The sequence below is a fragment of the Gemmata obscuriglobus genome, from assembly GCF_008065095.1.
GTDB lineage: Bacteria > Planctomycetota > Planctomycetia > Gemmatales > Gemmataceae > Gemmata > Gemmata obscuriglobus.
On the sequence record NZ_CP042911.1, the window covers coordinates 8970825 to 8987867 of the forward strand.

Annotated in this window: 13 protein-coding genes; 4 read left to right on the forward strand and 9 right to left on the reverse strand. The window is 66.1% G+C overall.

Going from position 1 to position 17043, the window contains the following annotated elements:
• Window positions 1-28 precede the first annotated feature (28 nt).
• Both GobsT_RS37260 and GobsT_RS37265 read right to left on the reverse strand, forming a co-directional pair.
• Entirely contained in the window at window positions 29-1597 is a 1569-nt protein-coding gene (locus GobsT_RS37260; RefSeq protein WP_010040818.1) for an MATE family efflux transporter, read from the reverse strand.
• 37 nt (window positions 1598-1634) lie between these two features.
• Window positions 1635-2363: a 3-keto-disaccharide hydrolase gene (locus GobsT_RS37265; protein ID WP_010040815.1), complete on the reverse strand. Its 729-nt coding sequence runs from the start codon at window positions 2361-2363 to the stop codon at window positions 1635-1637.
• Window positions 2364-2541: 178 nt separating this feature from the next.
• Here GobsT_RS37265 and GobsT_RS37270 point away from each other — a divergent pair, with 178 nt between their 5' ends.
• The 3 genes from GobsT_RS37270 (at window position 2542) to GobsT_RS37280 (ending at window position 7159) form a co-directional block, all read left to right on the forward strand.
• Window positions 2542-5418, forward strand: coding sequence for a PVC-type heme-binding CxxCH protein (locus GobsT_RS37270; RefSeq protein WP_010040813.1), 2877 nt, complete (start codon window positions 2542-2544; stop codon window positions 5416-5418).
• A 329-nt stretch (window positions 5419-5747) separates the two neighbouring features.
• Entirely contained in the window at window positions 5748-6674 is a 927-nt protein-coding gene (locus GobsT_RS37275; protein WP_010040811.1) for a DUF1559 family PulG-like putative transporter, read from the forward strand.
• An 86-nt stretch (window positions 6675-6760) separates the two neighbouring features.
• Entirely contained in the window at window positions 6761-7159 is a 399-nt protein-coding gene (locus tag GobsT_RS37280; protein WP_010040809.1) for a hypothetical protein, read from the forward strand.
• Here the strand turns inward: GobsT_RS37280 and GobsT_RS37285 are convergent.
• Together GobsT_RS37285 and GobsT_RS37290 are read right to left on the reverse strand one after the other, a co-directional pair.
• Window positions 7152-8405 (reverse strand): MFS transporter, encoded by a 1254-nt coding sequence (locus GobsT_RS37285; RefSeq protein WP_010040807.1) that lies wholly within the window; start codon window positions 8403-8405, stop codon window positions 7152-7154. The two genes, GobsT_RS37280 and GobsT_RS37285, sit on opposite strands and share 8 nt — an antisense overlap.
• A gap of 231 nt (window positions 8406-8636) precedes the next feature.
• Complete coding sequence (locus GobsT_RS37290; RefSeq protein WP_010040805.1) at window positions 8637-9398, reverse strand: creatininase family protein; 762 nt, start codon at window positions 9396-9398, stop codon at window positions 8637-8639.
• A gap of 106 nt (window positions 9399-9504) precedes the next feature.
• Between GobsT_RS37290 and GobsT_RS37295 the strand changes: the two genes are divergently transcribed.
• Entirely contained in the window at window positions 9505-9720 is a 216-nt protein-coding gene (locus GobsT_RS37295) for a type II toxin-antitoxin system HicB family antitoxin (RefSeq protein ID WP_010040803.1), read from the forward strand.
• Between the two features lie 60 nt (window positions 9721-9780).
• Here GobsT_RS37295 and GobsT_RS37300 read toward each other — a convergent pair whose 3' ends face one another.
• The 5 genes from GobsT_RS37300 to GobsT_RS37320 all read right to left on the reverse strand — a co-directional run bounded on the left by GobsT_RS37300 (window position 9781) and on the right by GobsT_RS37320 (window position 16747).
• Window positions 9781-10230, reverse strand: coding sequence for a hypothetical protein (locus GobsT_RS37300; protein WP_010040800.1), 450 nt, complete (start codon window positions 10228-10230; stop codon window positions 9781-9783).
• A 16-nt stretch (window positions 10231-10246) separates the two neighbouring features.
• Window positions 10247-11374 carry a serine hydrolase domain-containing protein gene (locus tag GobsT_RS37305; protein WP_010040799.1) on the reverse strand — a complete coding sequence of 376 codons (1128 nt, stop codon included), beginning with the start codon at window positions 11372-11374 and terminating at the stop codon, window positions 10247-10249.
• A 79-nt stretch (window positions 11375-11453) separates the two neighbouring features.
• A complete protein-coding gene (gene speA, locus GobsT_RS37310) occupies window positions 11454-13391 on the reverse strand; it encodes a biosynthetic arginine decarboxylase (protein WP_010040798.1) in 1938 nt (645 codons plus the stop codon).
• A gap of 128 nt (window positions 13392-13519) precedes the next feature.
• Entirely contained in the window at window positions 13520-15778 is a 2259-nt protein-coding gene (locus tag GobsT_RS37315) for a protein kinase domain-containing protein (RefSeq protein ID WP_162097367.1), read from the reverse strand.
• A gap of 279 nt (window positions 15779-16057) precedes the next feature.
• Complete coding sequence (locus GobsT_RS37320) at window positions 16058-16747, reverse strand: DUF4058 family protein (RefSeq protein ID WP_010040793.1); 690 nt, start codon at window positions 16745-16747, stop codon at window positions 16058-16060.
• Window positions 16748-17043 lie beyond the last annotated feature (296 nt).

Genomic DNA, 17043 nt, shown 5'->3' on the forward strand with positions numbered 1-17043 from the left:
CTCTGCGCCCTCTGCGGTTAACACCCTTCTATTCACTTAACCCCGGCTCGATGACGCGCATCGACTTCCACTTGCCGCCGCGGAACCGGAACCAGAAGCACACGCTCATCCCGATGATGTGCAGCGTCGCGAACACCCAGCACCAGTACAGGTTCCCGCCGTTGAACACAACGACCGCGGTCGGGATCACCATCAGGGGCCACGCCAGCGCGAACGTGAGGGCGGTCACGTACTTGGTGTCCCCGGCCCCGCGGAGCGCGAACGCGAACGACACGTTGATCGCGTCCGCCACCGAGAACACCGCCACGCACAGCAACAGGTTCGGAACCAGCGCCGCGATCGCCGCGAACTGCTCCGGCTCCTTATCCCCCTCGAACACCGACAGCAGCACCGTCGGAATGGTGACGTAAGCGAGCGCGATCAGGGACATGTACCCGAACGTCCACTTCAGCCCGGTGTAGGTGCTCTTCTCCGCGAGGTCCGGGCGGTCGCCGCCGAGCCGCTGCCCCACCATGATGCAGATCGCCTGCCCCATCCCCATCATCGGCAGGAACGCGATCATGTTCAGCCGGATGGCGAGGGTCGTCGCGCCCAGGGCCGCGTCCCCGAGCCGCCCGACCAGTTGCGTGAAGGCGTTGAACACCAGCACGTCGAGGAACACCTGCATCCCCGCCGGACCGCCGTAAACCATCAGCCGCCGGAACAGCTCGCGCTCCGGCTTCCACCCGCTGAAGGTGCCGAACTCGTCGCGGTACTTCTTGCGGAGCATCAGCGCCAGCGCGAACAGCGCCGCCGCCCACGACCCCGCTACCGTCGCCCACCCAGCGCCTTCGATGCCCAGTTCCGGAAAGCCCAGTCGGCCGAAAATCAGTACTAAGGCGAATGCGATATTCACCGCCGTGCCGGCCGCTTCGATTCCGAGCACGGTCCACGTCTGCCCGCGCCCGGAGAAGAACCCGTTGATCGCGCCCATCACGAGCATCGGCAGGGCCGCGAAAGCGAGACACCGCAAGTAAATGGTCTCGAGCCGCTGGATCTCCGGCGTGTGCCCGCCCACCGCAATCAGGTGCGGGGACGCCGGAACCACCACAAGGAACAGCACGCCCGCGACAACGGCGAAGTGAATCCCCTGCCACACGGCGGCGCCGACGCGGTGCGGGCGCTTGGCCCCGGTGTACTGGGCGACGAACGTCGAGGTGTAGCCGGCCGTGACCTGAAGCACGCCGAAGAACAGCCAGTACCACATGACCGCCGGGAACGACGCGGCCATCTCGCGCGGGTCGTGCCAGGACAGGAGCACGGTGTCCACGAACACCTGCACCGTCATGAAGCTCTGGCTGACGATCAGCGGCAGCGCGAGCTTGAGCAGTTCGCGCGAACCGCCGGGGGTGTCGGTCGAAGGCGCATGCGTAGCGTGTGTCTCGGCCACGGCGGCCCCGACCGCTTCGGTCGCGCCCGCCGGTTCCGAGTACGGCCCGGCCGGGACGCCGGGGTCCGGGTCGGGAACGGCGGTCGGGTCGGTTTCAACTGCTGGGCGGGCGGCGGGCTTGGGGCCTACGGTTGGGGAGAGTGCGGGTTCAACCGGGTCGATGCCCATAGGTGTCCGTCGTCCTTGTGGAATGGGTCCGGGCGAACTACTTGGCCGGCAGCAGCCAGACGTTCCGGAACTGAACCGGGTGGCCGTGGTCTTGTAGCAAAATCGGGCCGGGCTTCGAGATGTCGCCGCCGAGGCCGCTGGTCGTGTTGTCCGAGGTCACGGCAACGTCGTCGTGAATCGTGATCCCGTTGTGACTCACCGTCATGCGGGCGGGTTCGGTCTTTTTGCCGTTTTCCACTTTCGGCGGCGTAAATTCAATGTCGTAGCTCTGCCACACGGTCGGCGCCTTGCAGGCGTTGACCGCCGGCGCCGCGACCCCGTAGATGGCGCCGCAATCGTTCTTGCCGCTCTTGAGGCCGTAACTGTCGAGGATCTGCACCTCGTAGCGCCCCTGGAGGTACACGCCGGAGTTGCCGCGCCCCTGCCCGCTGCCGCCCGGCTCGTAAGGCACACGGAACTCGACGTGTAGCTTGAACTTCCCGCCGAACACGTCCCTCGTGATGATGTCGCCGTGCCCCTTAACGCCCTCCATCACCCCGCCCTTGAGGGTCCACTTCACCTCACTCTTCCCGTCGCGCTTCACCCACTTCGAGAAGTCCTTGCCGTCGAACAGCACCACGGCCCCTTCGGGCGGCGCGGTGCTCGCAACGTCCTTGAGGTCTTCGGGCTTGGCCGCCTTGAACGTGTCCCCGAGTTTGTAGGGGTCGTCGGCCGCGAGTGCCACGAATGGCACAAGCACAAAGGCGAACGTGAGGAGCGGGCGCATCGGACAAGCTCCGAAGGGAATAGGGAAGGCAAGAGCCAATTGTAGGCTTGTGAGCGGTATAAGCCCGCCGGTGAGCGGAACGGAAACCCGAGACGGTCAACGGAATGCCGCCGCACCAGCAGGCTTACACCGCCACTCGCTTCGGTTATACTCTCCCGCAACCCGCCGGAGATGCTGCATGTTCCGCGCCCCGCTCGCCGCGCTGTCGCTCATCGCATTCGGAACCGTTGCCCGAGGCGCAGACGCACCTCGCCCGCTGGTGCCGACCCATCAGGTGAAGCTCAACGGCCACACGTTCACGCTGCCCGAAGGGTTCACCATCGAACTCGCGGCCGGCGCGGACCTGGCACCGCGCCCCATCGCCGCCGCGTTCGACCCAAAGGGCCGCCTCTACGTCACGGATTCGTCCGGCTCGAACGAGAACGTGAAGGTGCAGTTGGAGAAGAAGCCGCACCGCGTTCTGCGGCTCGAATCGACCAAGGGCGACGGCGTCTTCGACAAACAGACCGTGTTCGTGAAGAACATCATGTTCCCCGAGGGGTGCATGTGGCTCAACGGCGCGCTGTACGTCGCCGCCCCGCCGCACATCTTGAAGTTCACCGACACGAACGACGACGGCATCGCAGACAGGGAAGAGATCTGGTTCGACGGCAAGACGCTCACCGGCTGCGCCAACGACCTCCACGGCCCGTACCCCGGGCCGGACGGCTACGTCTACTGGACGAAGGGCGCCTTCGCGAAGCAGGAGTACGTTCTGCCGAACGGGAAGAAGCTCGGAACGCGGGCGGCCCACATCTTCCGCGCCACGCCCGACGGCAAGAACATCGAACCCGTCATGACCGGCGGCATGGACAACCCGGTGGACCTCGTGTTCACCCCGTCGGGCGACATCGTTTTCAACACGACGTTTTTCCAGCACCCCGCCAACGGGCGGCGCGACGGCCTCGTTCACGCGATCTACGGCGCCGTGTACGGCAAGGACCACGATGTCGTTTACGACCACCCGTGGACCTCACCGCAACTCATGCCGCCGATGACGCACCTCGGACCGGCGGCGCCGGCCGGGCTGCACCGCTATGAGAACGACCAGTTCGGCGCGGAGTACACGAACAACATCTTTTGCTGCCAGTTCAACATGCGGAAGGTGAGCCGGCACGTCCTCGTTCCGAAGGGCTCGACCTACGAAACGCGCGACTCCGACTTCCTCGCGTCCGACAGCATCGACTTCCACCCGACGGACGTGATCGAGGACGCCGACGGGTCGCTGCTGGTCGTGGACACCGGCGGCTGGTACAAGCTGTGTTGTCCCACGTCGCAGCTCGTGAAGCCGGACGTAACCGGTGCCATCTACCGCGTGAAAAAGGTCGGGGCGCACAAAGAAAGGGCGAAGCCGAAGCCCCTCCCGCTGTCGCACCTGCGCGAGATCGCGCTGACGCGCGACCCGAAGGGGTTCAAGGAAGCTCTTGCGGCCCTCCGGTCGCCCGACCTGCACACGCGCCGCCTCGGGGCCGAGGCGCTCGGCCGCATCGGCAACGTCAAAGCAACCGCGGCCCTTCTCGGCGCGCTCACGGACGAGAGAAATGATCGCGAACTCGACCACGCCCTCACCTACGCACTCATCGAGATCGGTGACGCGCCCGGCACGCGCGCCGGGCTCGCTTCGCCCTCGCCGCGGGTGCGCCGCGCGGCCCTCGCCGCCCTGTCGTACATCCCCAGCGGCCTCGAACCGAAGGCAGTGCTCGCCGAACTGGACGCGCCGGACGCCGCGATGCGCGACACGGCTTGGTGGGTCGCGGGACGGAACGCGCAGTGGGGAGATGAGCTTGCAGGGTACTTCAAAACCAAATTGAAGGCCGCAGACAAGTTAAAACCGGAGGATCGCGCCGACCTCGCGAACCGACTCGTCCGGTTCGCAAGCAGCCCGGGCGTCCAAAAGGTGCTCGGCGAAACCCCGGCCGCCAACCCGGCCGCCGCCCGGCTCGCGCTCGGGGTGATGGAACGGTCCGGCCTCAAAGCGCTGCCGGCGGCCTGGAAGCTGAGCCTTTCAAGCGCGATCGCCTCGGAGCATGAGTCGGTCGCGCTGCTCGGCTGCGCCGTCCTGCGGGCCGTGCCGCCGAGCGAGCAGGACCACACGGACGTGCTGACGATGGCGGAACTGGGCCGCGGCGCACACAACCGCCCGCGAACGGACTCCGAACGGCTGGCTCTCTTGAGTACGTCACGGCCGGGCACCGTGAAGCTCACACCCGCCGACCTCACGCGCGCGCTCAAGGCACTCGATCGCAACGCCACCCCGGCCGACCGGTTCCTTGCGACCGAAGCCCTTACCCGGGCGAAACTCGATCCCGAACAGTTCACCACACTTGCGGCAGCTCTCAAAACGGTCAGCCCGCTCGAGTTCTCCCGGATTCTGCAATTGTTTGCCAGGTCGGCAGATGAGAAAGTCGGAATCGCTCTGGTCGAATCGTTGCGTCAATCTTCGGTGCGATTGGGTGTGCGCACCGAAGTTGTGAAACCGATCCTCGATAAGTACCCTGCCACGGTGAAAGTGGAAGCGGAAAAGCTCTACGCCGAACTCGCAGCGGCCCGCAAAGATGAAACCGCCAGACTCGATCAGCTCCTGAGCGAAATGAAACCCGGCGACATCCGCCGCGGGCAACTCGTGTTCAACGGCACGAAGGCGAACTGCATCGCGTGCCACAAGGTCGGCTACGTCGGCGGCACCGCGGGGCCGGACCTGACCCGCATCGGCGGCATCCGCACCGAGCGCGACCTGCTGGAATCGATCCTGTACCCGAGCGCCAGTTTCGTGCGGAGTTACGAGCCCGTCCGTGTGGTCACGAAGGACGACCGCACCTTGAACGGGGTGCTGAAGAAAGACGCGCCGGAAGAGGTCGTGATCGTGGTGGCGGCCGACAAAGAAGAGCGCATCGCCCGCTCGGAGATCGAGAGCCTTGCACCCAGCACAGTGTCACTCATGCCCGGCGGACTGGAGCAGCAACTCACGCCTCTGGAATTGGCCGATCTGATCGCGTTCTTGAAAGCCTGCAAATGAAATCGTCGCGACCGCGCCCGGCACCGGAGCCCGCTCGGCACGGTCGCGACGACTGCAACGAAACAATCGCGCCGGGCCTCATCCTCCAGCCCGGACATCGGCCGGTGCTGCGCCATTCGGCACGGAACGTGTGTGTAAAGTTGATGAGAAATCCCGGTATGAACCGGTAGAGAGAGACACCTGGGCGCTTCGATAATATCAAAGCCTGCGAAACGCCCTTTGTCCGCCCCTTTCTTGCTTTCGCCCCGCCCAATTGCGCCCATCTGTGCTGCGTTCCGACCCCTTCTCAGAGGGTGCGGCTCCATCTCTGTTTTCTCGTAGGAGTTCTTATGCCCTCTCCGGTTCACGCTCCATTCCGTCGCCGCGCGTTCACACTGATTGAACTACTGGTCGTGATTGCAATTATCGCGATCCTGATCGGACTACTGCTGCCCGCAGTTCAGAAAGTGCGGGCCGCCGCCGCGCGGATGCAATCGGCCAACAACCTGAAGCAGATCAGCCTCGCGTGCCACAGTTACCACGACGCCAACTCCAAACTGCCCCCGCTGTCGGCCGCCCTCCCGCCTCCCACCGGTTCGAGCGGCGGACAGGTGTCCGTCTTCTTCTTCCTGCTCCCGTACATCGAGCAGGATAACGTGTACCGGCTGGGTGTGGCCAACGGCGGGGCCTGGGAAGGCGGGGCCGCTTCGGCCGGGTCGAAGAAGATCAAGACCTATCTGTCGCCGCGCGACCCCTCGAACCCGCCGGACACCTGGGTGGAGAGCAACGGCGGCACCTGGGCGCACAACAACTACGCGGCGAACCACGCCCTCTTCGGCGTCCCGGGCGGCGGCAACACGATCTCGAACCTCACCCTTCAGGGCATCGGCGACGGCACCTCGAACACGGTGGGTTTCGGCGAGCAGTACGCGGTGTGTGGCACCGGCGAAACGGACACCACGTCCGGCTCGCAGTACTACCACAAGCTGTGGGCGTACTACATCCCGTGGCGGTGGGAGCGCGGGCCGTACTTCGACACCCGCATCATGAGCAACGACACCATCACCCCGAACGAAGCCTCCACCGCCGCGACCCCGCAGCTCACGCCGACGGTGCAGAACTGCAACCCGTACCTGCTCCAGGCGATGGACGCGGGCGGGTGCCAGGTCGGGATGATGGACGGGAGCGTGCGGCAGGTGAACTCGGGCGTCTCGGGTGCGACGTGGGTTCGCGCGATCTGGCCGCAGGACGGTCTCGTCCTCGGTAGCGACTGGTAAGTTACGCCCCACGAATTTTCCACAACTGCCGGGGGCGTGTGAACGCCCCCGGCGGCTTTTCCCTTCTCCCAGGAGTTCAAGAACCGATGAATGCCATTTCCCGCGCACTCGCCCTCGGAGCGCTGGCCTGCCTCGTTGTAACGGGTTGCTCGAAAGGCGAGATCAAAAAGCAGACGATCGAAGGGACGATAACGTACAAAGGCGCGCCGCTCCAGTCGGGCATCCTGCGCTTCGTCGGTGCCGGCGGCGCGTTCGCAACGGCCCCGATCCACTCCGACGGCACGTTCACAATCACCGACGTGGTCCCCGGCGAAATTCAGGTGGGGATCATGGAAGGGCCGCGGTCGTCGTCCTCGTCGGACGGAAAGGGCGCAGCGGCACCGAAAACGGCCCCGCTCCCTGCGAAGTACAAAGACCCGGAACACTCGGGCCTCAAGTACACCATCGACGAGAACACCAAGAAGCTCAACATCGAACTCAAGTGACCGTGTGTGCCGCTCCCGCCGGGCGCGGCGCCTTCCACAGTACCAAAAGGGCAACCAGCCCGATGACCGGCGCCAGACCCGCGATGGCGAGCCCCACGTCGTAGCTCTTCGTCGCCTGGATCTGAGCGCCGATCAAAATCTGGAACACGCTCGACACCACCCACCCGCCGGCCGCCAGCGCGCCGGACAGCACACCCATGTGCCGGTGGGGCAGTTCCTGGCTCAGCGCGTAATACAACGGGTGCAAACCCAAGATGCCGGCTCCGGCGACCATCAACCCCGTCAGCATGAGCGCACCCGACCCTACAAAAGGCACGAGCGCGGCGACAGCGGTTAACCCCGCGTAACCGGCGAACGCGATGACACGCGCCGCGCGCACACTTCGTCCGCCGCGCACCAAGACCATCACCACAAACCCCACGAGCAGGCAACCGATCTCAGCGGACACAAAGTAGCCAGTCGTCGCGAGCCGCGCGTCGAGTCGGCTGTACTCGTGAAAGTCGAGGAGCAGCGTGAGCCAGGCGCGGAGGAACTGCCAGCTCACCGTGATCGTGCAAACAATCAGCCCGAGCACGAAGGCCCGGCGAAATACCCCGGTACGATCGGCCGGCTCTGTGGCCACGGCGCCGCCCCTGTCAGGTGGTTCGACAGAAACGGTCAGGCTCCCCCGCGGCACGAGCAACAGCCACAGCGGCACCCACAGCAACCCCACAACGCCGATCGACCAAAACGTGACCTGCCAGTTCCCGCCGACCCGCTCGATCAGTTCGGCATAGAGCGGGATGCAGATCGACGCGACGGCCCCGCCGCTCTGGAGGATGCCGTTCCCAAGGGTGCGGTCCTTGCGCGACAGCACCTGTCGCGCGGTGATGAGTGCGCAGGGCCAGTGCCCCGCCTCGAACACGCCCAGCACCGTGCGCCAAAACAGCAGCCAGCGGAACACACCGGTTCCGGGGTCGTCGCCCGCCCCTTCGAGCCACGACACCGCACGCGGGTCACCGGCAAACGCCGTCGCGACCCCGGCGAGGGACCACCCGGTGAGCACCACCGGGTACAGTCCGCGCGGGCCGACACGGTCGGCGAGCAACCCGAACACGATCGACCCGGCCGCGAACGCGAACCCGAAGCACCCCTCGATCAGCCCGATCCGCTTTTCCTGGAGGTTGTACGCGCGCTTCAGTTCGGGCAGTGTGACCGCCAGAGCCTGCCGGTCCATGTAGTTCAGGAAGGTGGCGAGCAGAAGCACCCCACACACCCACCAGCGCCAGGAAGAACGAGGGGCGAGAGGCGAGGAATCAACAGCGCTCACGTGATGCACCCGTTGGCCGTAAACGAAACACAACCCATACCCGTCCGTGCCTCATCCAAATCCGGCTAAAGAATAACGGCCTCGGGAGGGTGTCAGCCGGCGGGTGGCGCTCCCGACCACCGGTACTCTTCAATCGGACTTGGTATCACTCCTCGTTCTGCGCTGCCCTTAGCTGTCCCAGCTCCCGTCCCAGTTCACAACCCGCTCCAGATAGGCGACGACTCCGGCCGCGAAATGCGCGAACAACGCTTCGCCTTTTTCGGCGGTCGCAGCACTCGGCGCACCGACGTGCCCCGGCTCGCTGCGGTCCGGCATCACCCAGGCACGATAACCGGGGGCAAACTCGCGGCCGTGCGGCACCTCCGGCACGGCGGCCACGTCGCCGATCACCAGTTCGGGCCGCAGTCGCAGCACCATCGACGTTTCCCATTCGCACGCGTGCCCCATCCGCGCCTGCACCAGCCCGGGAATGGTGTCTGCCGGGTTACCGGCCGCGTCCCAGTAGGTCAGCGCGAGCAAAAGCAAATCGCGACGGTCGCGGTACTGCTGTTTCAGTTCAAAGAGCGCTTGCTGGTAGGGAGTAACGTTCCCGCCGTGCCCGTTCACGAACGCGATCCGCGTGAACCCGTGCCGGATGAAGCACTCGGCGAGGTCTTTCAGGAGGTCGAGGTACACGCGCGGCGACGCGGACAGCGTGCCCGGGAAGTCGAGGTGGTGGTGGGAGTTTCCGAGCCACTGGAGCGGCGCGAACAGGCACTTCGTTGCTACCGGCGCGAGCTTCGTGCGGCGAACCACTTCGCCCAGCAGCATCGAGTCAGTGAACACGGGCATGTGTTTCCCGTGCTGTTCGAGGGCGGCGATCGGCAAGATGATGGGTGTAGTCTTCGGCAGCGCCGCAACTGCGGGCCACGTGAGATCGGCGAGGTCCATTCGAGGCGTTCCGGCAGAGTGCGAAGGCGGGATGCCGCTAGTGTACCCAGAGGGAGGGTTGTGTCGCGCGCGAAATGCGTGTATCACTTCGAAAGGAGGACACAGGATGCCAAAGAAATACATCGTCACCGACGGCGAGTTGGTGCTCGAACTCGAAGCCGCTGAAGAAGGCGGATATACGGTAACCGCACCCTACATTAAGGGACTCGTGACCGAAGCGGACACGCTGGAAGAAGCCTTTGAAATGGCGAAAGATGCCATGACGGCGCTAGCAGAATCACGCGAGAACTCGCGTGTCGCCAAGTCAATTGTTATAAAATAAGCGGGAAGTGTTTGTGACGACTTGGGCGTATCGCGTCCTGATAACCTGTGACCGCTCGTCTCAAGCCCGTTCTGCAGCCGCGCGGCGGGCGAACGATTTCAAGTAGCCGATCTGTTCGTCGCTGATCGCCTCCACCGGGATCGTGAGTACGGCCCCTTCAAGGTGAAGAACGGTCCACACCCCTTCGGACTTGTACACCTGAAAAATCCCACCGAGTGCGAGCTTCCGGCGTTCACCGAACGCGGTCACTTCCAGCGTCGATTCGTCAACAACCAGCTCGACCGGCGGCCCAGCACAGAACGCGATCTCATAGGCGAACCGAAACAACCCGGGGTAAGCGAGCAACGGCCCGGCGAGTAACAGCAGAAACCACACCGACACGGTGTTCGCCAGGTACACGGCACCGACACCGAACCCAACCGTCGCGGCCGCCGCCGGGAGCCAGGGCATCAGCTCGACCCCGAGCCGCTGCCGACGCGATAGCGTGAACGTGAGGTGAAACGGTTGCACGCGACCCTCCCTGCGCTCACTTCTTGGCGGCGCGCTCGCGCGCGTACTCGATCAACACTTTTTCGGCCGCCGCCACCGCCTTCTGAGCCTCATCCCCGCCCGCGTTAGTCACAACCAAAAAGGCGACGTTCTGTTTCGGCACCAGACGCACCCGCGAGTACCAGAACGAGTTGCTCCCGTCGTGCGAGAGGTTCGCGTCCTTGTTAACGCCCCACCCGCCGGCGTACCGGAACCCCTCGGCCGGGGTGTGCAACTTGGCAAACGTCTCGGGCTTCAAGAACGTTCCTTTCCCCTGTGCGCCGCGGAGGTGAGCGGATGCGAACTTGGCCCAGTCCGGTAGCGACAGGTGAACCGTACCGGCCGGACCGATCACGGGAGCGTTGTCGAATTGCGTCGGCTCGAACCCGTCCTTCGCGGGCTTGTGGCCCCACGGCTGCTCCGTTGCACCCTTCTTGCCCGGCGAGCCAAAACCTGCACTCGCGAGCTTCAACGGCTTGAACAGCCGCTCGCGCATCAGCTCTTCCCACGGGGCGTCGGCAACCGCCTCGGCCATCGCGCCCGCGACCACGTACGACGCGTTCGAGTACACGAACTTGGTCCCGGGCTTGTCGGCCGGCGCGTTCTTCAGGATCACCGGCAGCAGCGCGGCCCGCTGATCGCGCACCGGTTTGTCCCGATCGGTCCCCCACCAGAGCACGTTCGGCACCACCCCGCCCTCGTGGGCGAGCAGTTGCGAGACCGTAACGCCCAGGTAGTCGTCGTGAATTTTGCCCTTGAGGTCGGGCAGCACTTCACCGACCGTGGACGACCAGCTCAACTTTTTCTGCTCGATCAGGACCGCGAGCAAAGTCGCAGTCATGGCCTTGGTGTCCGACCCGATGTGAACGCGGTCGGCGGCGGTAACCGAGTCGTCGGCACCGACCTTACGAACCCCGACCGCGGCGACGGCAACGAGCGCCTCGCCTTCCACGAGCCCGGCCCAGAGGGCCGGCACCTTGTGCGCGTCCCGGACCGCCGCGATCTGTCGTGTGAGCGTGGGGTCGGGCTTCGCTTCGTCGGCGCGAAGCCCGGTCGGGAAGGTGCCGAGCAGAAGTGTGAGCGAAACGAGAACAGCGGCGGCAAATGCGGGCCGGCGGCACAGCATGGCGAACCCCGGGCGTTCGGAGGACCTTCCCGGCCACAATACGCCGCAACGGTCCCGGGGCAAGCACCGGCAACAGCCGCTACGCGCTGGGCTCTTCGAGATAGGTGTAGCCCTCGAGCCCGTTCTCGTAGAAGCGCAGGAAATGCCGCGCCTCCGCCGCCGTGATCTTCCCGCGCTTCACGGCCTTCTCCACGTCCTTGCGCATCCGGTCGGTGAGCTTCTCGGCGTTGTACTGGACGTAGTTCAGCACCTCCGTCACGGTGTCGCCCTTCACAACGGAGTCGATGCTCGGGGTGCCGTCCTCTTCCATCGACACGTGAACCGCGTGCGTGTCCCCGAGCAGGTTGTGGAGGTCGCCGAGGATCTCCTGGTACGCGCCCAGGAGGAACGCCCCCAGGTAGTACGGCTCGTTGGCGTTGTGCGGGTGCAGTTCGAGCGTGTTGCGCACGTCGCGCAGGTCGATGAACTGGTCCACCTTGCCGTCGGAGTCGCAGGTGATGTCGCCCAGCACCCCGCGCCGGGTCGGCGGCTCAGTGAGCCGGTGGATCGGCATAATCGGGAAGAGCTGCTTGATGGCCCACGAGTCGGGCATGCTCTGGAACACCGAAAAGTTGCAGAAGTAGGTGTCCGAGAGCATGTTGTCGAGGCCGTTCAGCTCCTCCGGGACGTAGTCCAGGTCGCGGACGATCCGCTGGAGCTTCCGCCCGAACGCCCAGAACAGCCGCTCCGCCAGCGCCCGCAGCTCGATGGTGAGGTGGCCCAGGTTGAAGAGCGACAGCGTCTTCTCCATCTGGTCCACGGCGTCGTGGTAGAACTCGATGAAGTTCTTCTTGTTCAGCTCCTTGTAGTTGCTGAACAGGTCGCGGATCGGTTCGGGGGCGTCGTCCGGGAGCGTGTCCGGGGCGGTACACTTGTCGAAGTCGCTGGTGCCGAGCACATCGAACACCAGCACCGAGTGGTACGCGACCAGCGCCCGGCCGCTCTCGGAGATGATCGCGGGGTGCGGCACCCCGGCCTCGTCGCACACCGACTTGATCCGGTACACCACGTCGTTCGCGTACTCCTGCAGCGTGTAGTTCATGCTGCTCTCGAACGCGGTCTGCGAGCCGTCGTAGTCGATGCCCAGCCCGCCGCCGACGTCGATGTACTTGAGCCCGGCGCCGAGCCGGCACAGTTCCACGTAGATGCGAGCCGCTTCGGACAGCGCGTCCTTCACCTTGCGGATGTCGGACACCTGCGAGCCCATGTGGAAGTGGGTCATCTGCAGGCAGTCGCCGAGGCCCTTGCTCTTGAGGAACTCGTAGGCTTCGAGCACCTCCGTCAGCGTGAGCCCGAACTTCGACCGGTACCCGGCCGAGCCGCGCCACCGGCCGCTGCCGCGCGACGCGAGCTTCACCCGCACGCCGATGGGCTGCCGGACGCCCAGCTCCTCCATGTACTTGACGATCAGTTCCAGTTCGGTGAACTTCTCGACAACGGGGATGATGTTCTTCCCGATCTTCCGGGACATCACCACCATCTTGATGAACTCGTCGTCCTTGAACCCGTTGCAGATGATCGGCGTGTCCACGCCGTTGGTCAGCGCGAGCACCGCGAGCAGTTCGGGCTTGCTGCCGGCTTCGAGGCCGAAGTTGTAGTCCTTCCCGAAGCTCAGCACCTCCTCGACCACGTGCCGCTGCTGGTTCACCTTGATCGGGTACACGCAGTGGTACTCGCCGGCGTAGCCGTACTCCTTGCGGGACCTCTCGAACGCGCCGGCGATCTCGCCGATCCGGTGCTGGAGGATGTCCGTGAACCGCAGCAGCAGGGGCGGCTCGATGCCGCGGGTGCGGATCTGGTCGACGAGGTCCTTGAGGTCGATCGCGCGGTCGGTGTTCTTGTCGGGGTGGACGGTGACGTGCCCCTGCTTGTTGATGCCGAAGTAGCCCTTACCCCAGTTCTTGACCCCGTAGGTCTCGAACGCGTCGTGGAGCTTCCAGGCCGGGTTCAGGTCGGACGAGTCGGGGCGCTTGGCCATCAGGGTGTGCCTTTCCCGCGGGAGCGGGCGAGTAAGTGGACGACAGCGCGACAGCGCGATTGTCCCATCTTACGTCGCGCGCCCCGGGGTGCAACGCCTCTTGAAACGGGACGGGCGAGGCGCCGCGCTCAGTCGCCCAGCTCCCGGAAGATGCGATCGAACTGCGGGGCCGCCTGGAGGAACGCCTCGCGCAGCCCGGGGTCGAACTGGCCCTCCGATTTCTCGGTGATCACGAGCACCGCCGTGTGGTGTGACAGGGCGGGCTTGTACACGAGCCGGCTCCGCATCGCGTCGTACACGTCCGCGAACGCCACCAGCCGGGCGACCAGCGGGATGCCCTCGCCCGACAGCCGGTCCGGGTACCCGCTCCCGTCCCAGCGCTCGTGGTGCCCCCGCGCGATGTCGATCGCCACGTGCAAGAAGCCGGTCGCGAACGGGTGCTGACGGGCCACCTCGCGGAGCGTGTCCGCCCCGATGGTGGTGTGGGCCTCCATCAGCGTGCGCTCGCCCTCGTCGAGCCGGCCGGGCTTGTTCAGGATGTGGTCCGGCAGCGCCGCCTTGCCGATGTCGTGGAGCGGCACCGCGTCCTCGAGCACCCGGATGAAGGTGGCGTCGATCTGGGGCGCGTAGGCGGGCAGGGCGGCGGCCCCCTCGGCGAGGGCGCGGCAGTACCGCTGGAGCCGCTGCAAGTGCCGGCCGCTCTCCGCGGACCGGTGCTCGACCAGCTTCGCGAGCGCGAGCACCAGCCCGTTGCGGGCGCGGAGCAACTCGCCGTCGCGGGCCTCAAGGGCCTGCTCCAGTTCGGCGTTGACGGTGAGCAGCTCGCGGTTCAGCACGTCCGCGCGGTCCTGTGCGTCCTTCAGGCGCAGCGCGGCCTTAACCCGGGCGCGGAGCTGCACCACGCTGAACGGCTTGGTGAGGAAGTCGTCGGCGCCGGCCAGCATGATGCGCGACAGCTCGTCGCCGCTGGCGGCCCCGGAGAACATCACCACCTTCAGGTGCCGGGTGGGCTGGCGCTGGCGCAGCCGGCGCAACACCTCCTCGCCGCTGAACCCGGGCAGGTCCACGTCCAACAGGACCAAGTCGTAGGCCTTTTGACACGCCAGCGCGACCGCGTCCGGGCCGTTACCGACCTCCTCGCACTGGAGCCCCTCGGCCCCGAGCGCGACCCGACACAGCCGGCGGATGTCTATCTGATCGTCGACGATAAGAACGCGCCCCGGCGAGGTGTGCGTGGTCGCGCACGGGCCGCTGTCCGCAGACGCCCGCGCGCCGCCGGGGGGTGGGGTGAGCGGCCCCTGCGCACGGGCGGGCAGAGCGCCCGCGCTCGCCGGGAGGAACGCGAGCAGCGCCCGCATCGCGGCCTCGGCCGTCGGGTACCGCTGCGCGGGCTCCGCGGCCATCATCCGGCTCACCACCGCGTCGAGCCCGGCGGGCACCTCGGGCCGCAACGCCCGGGCGCTGGGCGTGGGGCCGAACGCGGCCGTCACGCTCGAAAACGGGGCCTGGCCGGTGAGCGCGAAGTAGAGCGTGCAGCCGAGCCCGAAGACGTCGGCCCGGGCGTCCACGTCGTGCGCGTTGCGGGCCTGTTCGGGCGCCATGTACCCGACCGTGCCGAGCTGCGCGCCGGTGCGGGTGATGCGCTCCTCCCCGGGCAGCCGCGCGAGCCCGAAGTCGAGCAGCTTGGCCTGCCCGTCGGGCGTGACCAGCACGTTGGACGGCTTGATGTCGCGGTGGACGAGTTTCAGCCGGTGCGCTTCGATCAGCGCGTCGGCGATCTGGTGCGCGATCTGGCACGCGAACCCGACGGACAGCGGGGCCGCCGCGGCGACGCGCTCCAGGTCCGCCCCCGCGAGAAACTCCATCACGAAGTACGGCAGCGCCGGAACGTCCGGGCCGCGGGCCGGCTCCTCCCCGGCGTCGATCGCGGCGACGATGTTGGGGTGCTTGAGCTGCCCGACGGCGCGGGCCTCGAGAAAGAACCGCGCGAGCATCCGCGGGTTCACCTCCGGCGACGGCTGCAGCACCTTCACCGCGACGACCGTACGCAACTGCCGGTGCTCGGCGCGGTACACCACGCCCATGCCGCCGGTGCCGATCCGATCGAGTAACCGGTAGTTGCCGAGGGTGAGGCCGTGGAGACGGCCGGTGCGCACGCGGGCGGCCTGGAACTCGGTGAGCAGGCGGGTGCGAACGAGTTGATCGAGCAGGGCGGCGGCGGAGGGCGCGTGATCGACGGCGAACCGGTCCGCGGCGTCAAGCGCCTCGTAGCTCTCGTTCGCCACAACCCCGCTGGCGAGCAGTTCGCGCAACAGGGCGGTCGGGTCGGTGTCTCGCATGGGGGGCAACAGCGCGGCAACCGAGCGCGGGAAGACGGAAGTACCCACGGCTGACGACTCCATGTGAGCCGGTGTGCGATCCGTCGCGCGGAGCAGTCGAACCTCGCGCCCGCCGCACCCAAAAACGGGCCGCGCGTCACGAGTTCAGTTATCGCATGATTCTAAGCCGAATTTGCCCTAGCAACAGAGATCTTCGGCGAAAAGCGCATAATCCCTCCCTCCGGAGTAAGGGAACTCAACCGCTTTACGCAGAATTCGCGCCTAACCGGAGTGACCGCTTGTGACCCGCCAAGAGTTTACTCCTGCGGGCTGGTGCTGCGTGTGAAGCTACCGCAACTTCAGTTGCTTGAAGAGGTCTTCGGTCCAGGTGCGGTGGGCGGACGAGAGCGGCACATCGGGCGGCGGCGGGCTCTTGTAATCAATTTGGCCGGCAAAGCTCCCGAGGTCGTAGGCACGACCGAAAGCGGCCTGCAAGTCGAGCAGCGCGTCGCGGTCGTCGGCCGCGAGCGGGAGCTTGAACTTCGGCAGCTTCTTCTGGAGCGTCGCGGTGTAAATCTCGTACCGGTCCGGGGCGTTCGAGCGTGTCACCGTGACCGCGTAGTCGTACTCCGGCAGACCGTCGCGCGAGTACGTGAGCAGCGGCTTACCCTGTAACACAATGTCGATTTCGACAACCCCGGCCCGTTGCGCCAGGGCCTGCTGACGGGCGTGGAGGTACGCGGCGCGCCCGGCGGGGGTGGTTTTGTTCGCGGGGCACACCACTTCGAGCAGCGTCACCAGCTTGCCATCGGAGCGGTTGCGGATCTCAATGAACTCCTCCGCGAACTCCTCACGGACGATGGAAGTGAACAGCGGCATCTCGGAGGTGTAGGTGCGGGTGCCGACGCGGGCGCGGTAACGGTCCACAAGACCCGGGAGGAGAATTTGGTACAGGCACGCGAGGAGTTGGTGCTGGAACGCGGGCCAGAGTTTCGGCGTTTCGAGGTACGGGTCCATGCCAGGAAACGGGCTGGGCATTGCGGTGATCTCCGTGTGGCACCGGTTCCAGTCCCGGGGTGCGTTCCGACCCCAGGCGGCTCGACGGCACCGAGTGAGTTGTGGCTCCTGTGCATTGTAGCGGCTGGGGGGCGGCGGCGCGAAGTGCGGATGCCCGAACTTACTCTTACCGCCGTTGATGTTCCACGTGGAACGCTATCTCATTGTTATTATCTTTCCGGCACGAGTGATTTTGACGAATTTGTATCGGGCGGCCGCCGTTTGCTCCGCGCCGCACGCGCGTTAACATCATCGTCTCTGGTCCGCTCCGTCACACG

Excerpts from the sequence above, each read along its gene's own strand:
- GobsT_RS37275 (WP_010040811.1), top strand. The coding sequence starts at position 5,748 with ATGCCCTCTCCGGTTCACGCTCCATTCCGTCGCCGCGCGTTCACACTG.
- GobsT_RS37260 (WP_010040818.1), bottom strand. The coding sequence starts at position 1,597 with ATGGGCATCGACCCGGTTGAACCCGCACTCTCCCCAACCGTAGGCCCC.
- GobsT_RS37290 (WP_010040805.1), bottom strand. The coding sequence starts at position 9,398 with ATGGACCTCGCCGATCTCACGTGGCCCGCAGTTGCGGCGCTGCCGAAG.
- GobsT_RS37295 (WP_010040803.1), top strand. The coding sequence starts at position 9,505 with ATGCCAAAGAAATACATCGTCACCGACGGCGAGTTGGTGCTCGAACTC.
- GobsT_RS37265 (WP_010040815.1), bottom strand. The coding sequence starts at position 2,363 with ATGCGCCCGCTCCTCACGTTCGCCTTTGTGCTTGTGCCATTCGTGGCA.
- GobsT_RS37305 (WP_010040799.1), bottom strand. The coding sequence starts at position 11,374 with ATGCTGTGCCGCCGGCCCGCATTTGCCGCCGCTGTTCTCGTTTCGCTC.
- GobsT_RS37280 (WP_010040809.1), top strand. The coding sequence starts at position 6,761 with ATGAATGCCATTTCCCGCGCACTCGCCCTCGGAGCGCTGGCCTGCCTC.
- GobsT_RS37320 (WP_010040793.1), bottom strand. The coding sequence starts at position 16,747 with ATGCCCAGCCCGTTTCCTGGCATGGACCCGTACCTCGAAACGCCGAAA.
- GobsT_RS37270 (WP_010040813.1), top strand. The coding sequence starts at position 2,542 with ATGTTCCGCGCCCCGCTCGCCGCGCTGTCGCTCATCGCATTCGGAACC.
- speA (WP_010040798.1), bottom strand. The coding sequence starts at position 13,391 with ATGGCCAAGCGCCCCGACTCGTCCGACCTGAACCCGGCCTGGAAGCTC.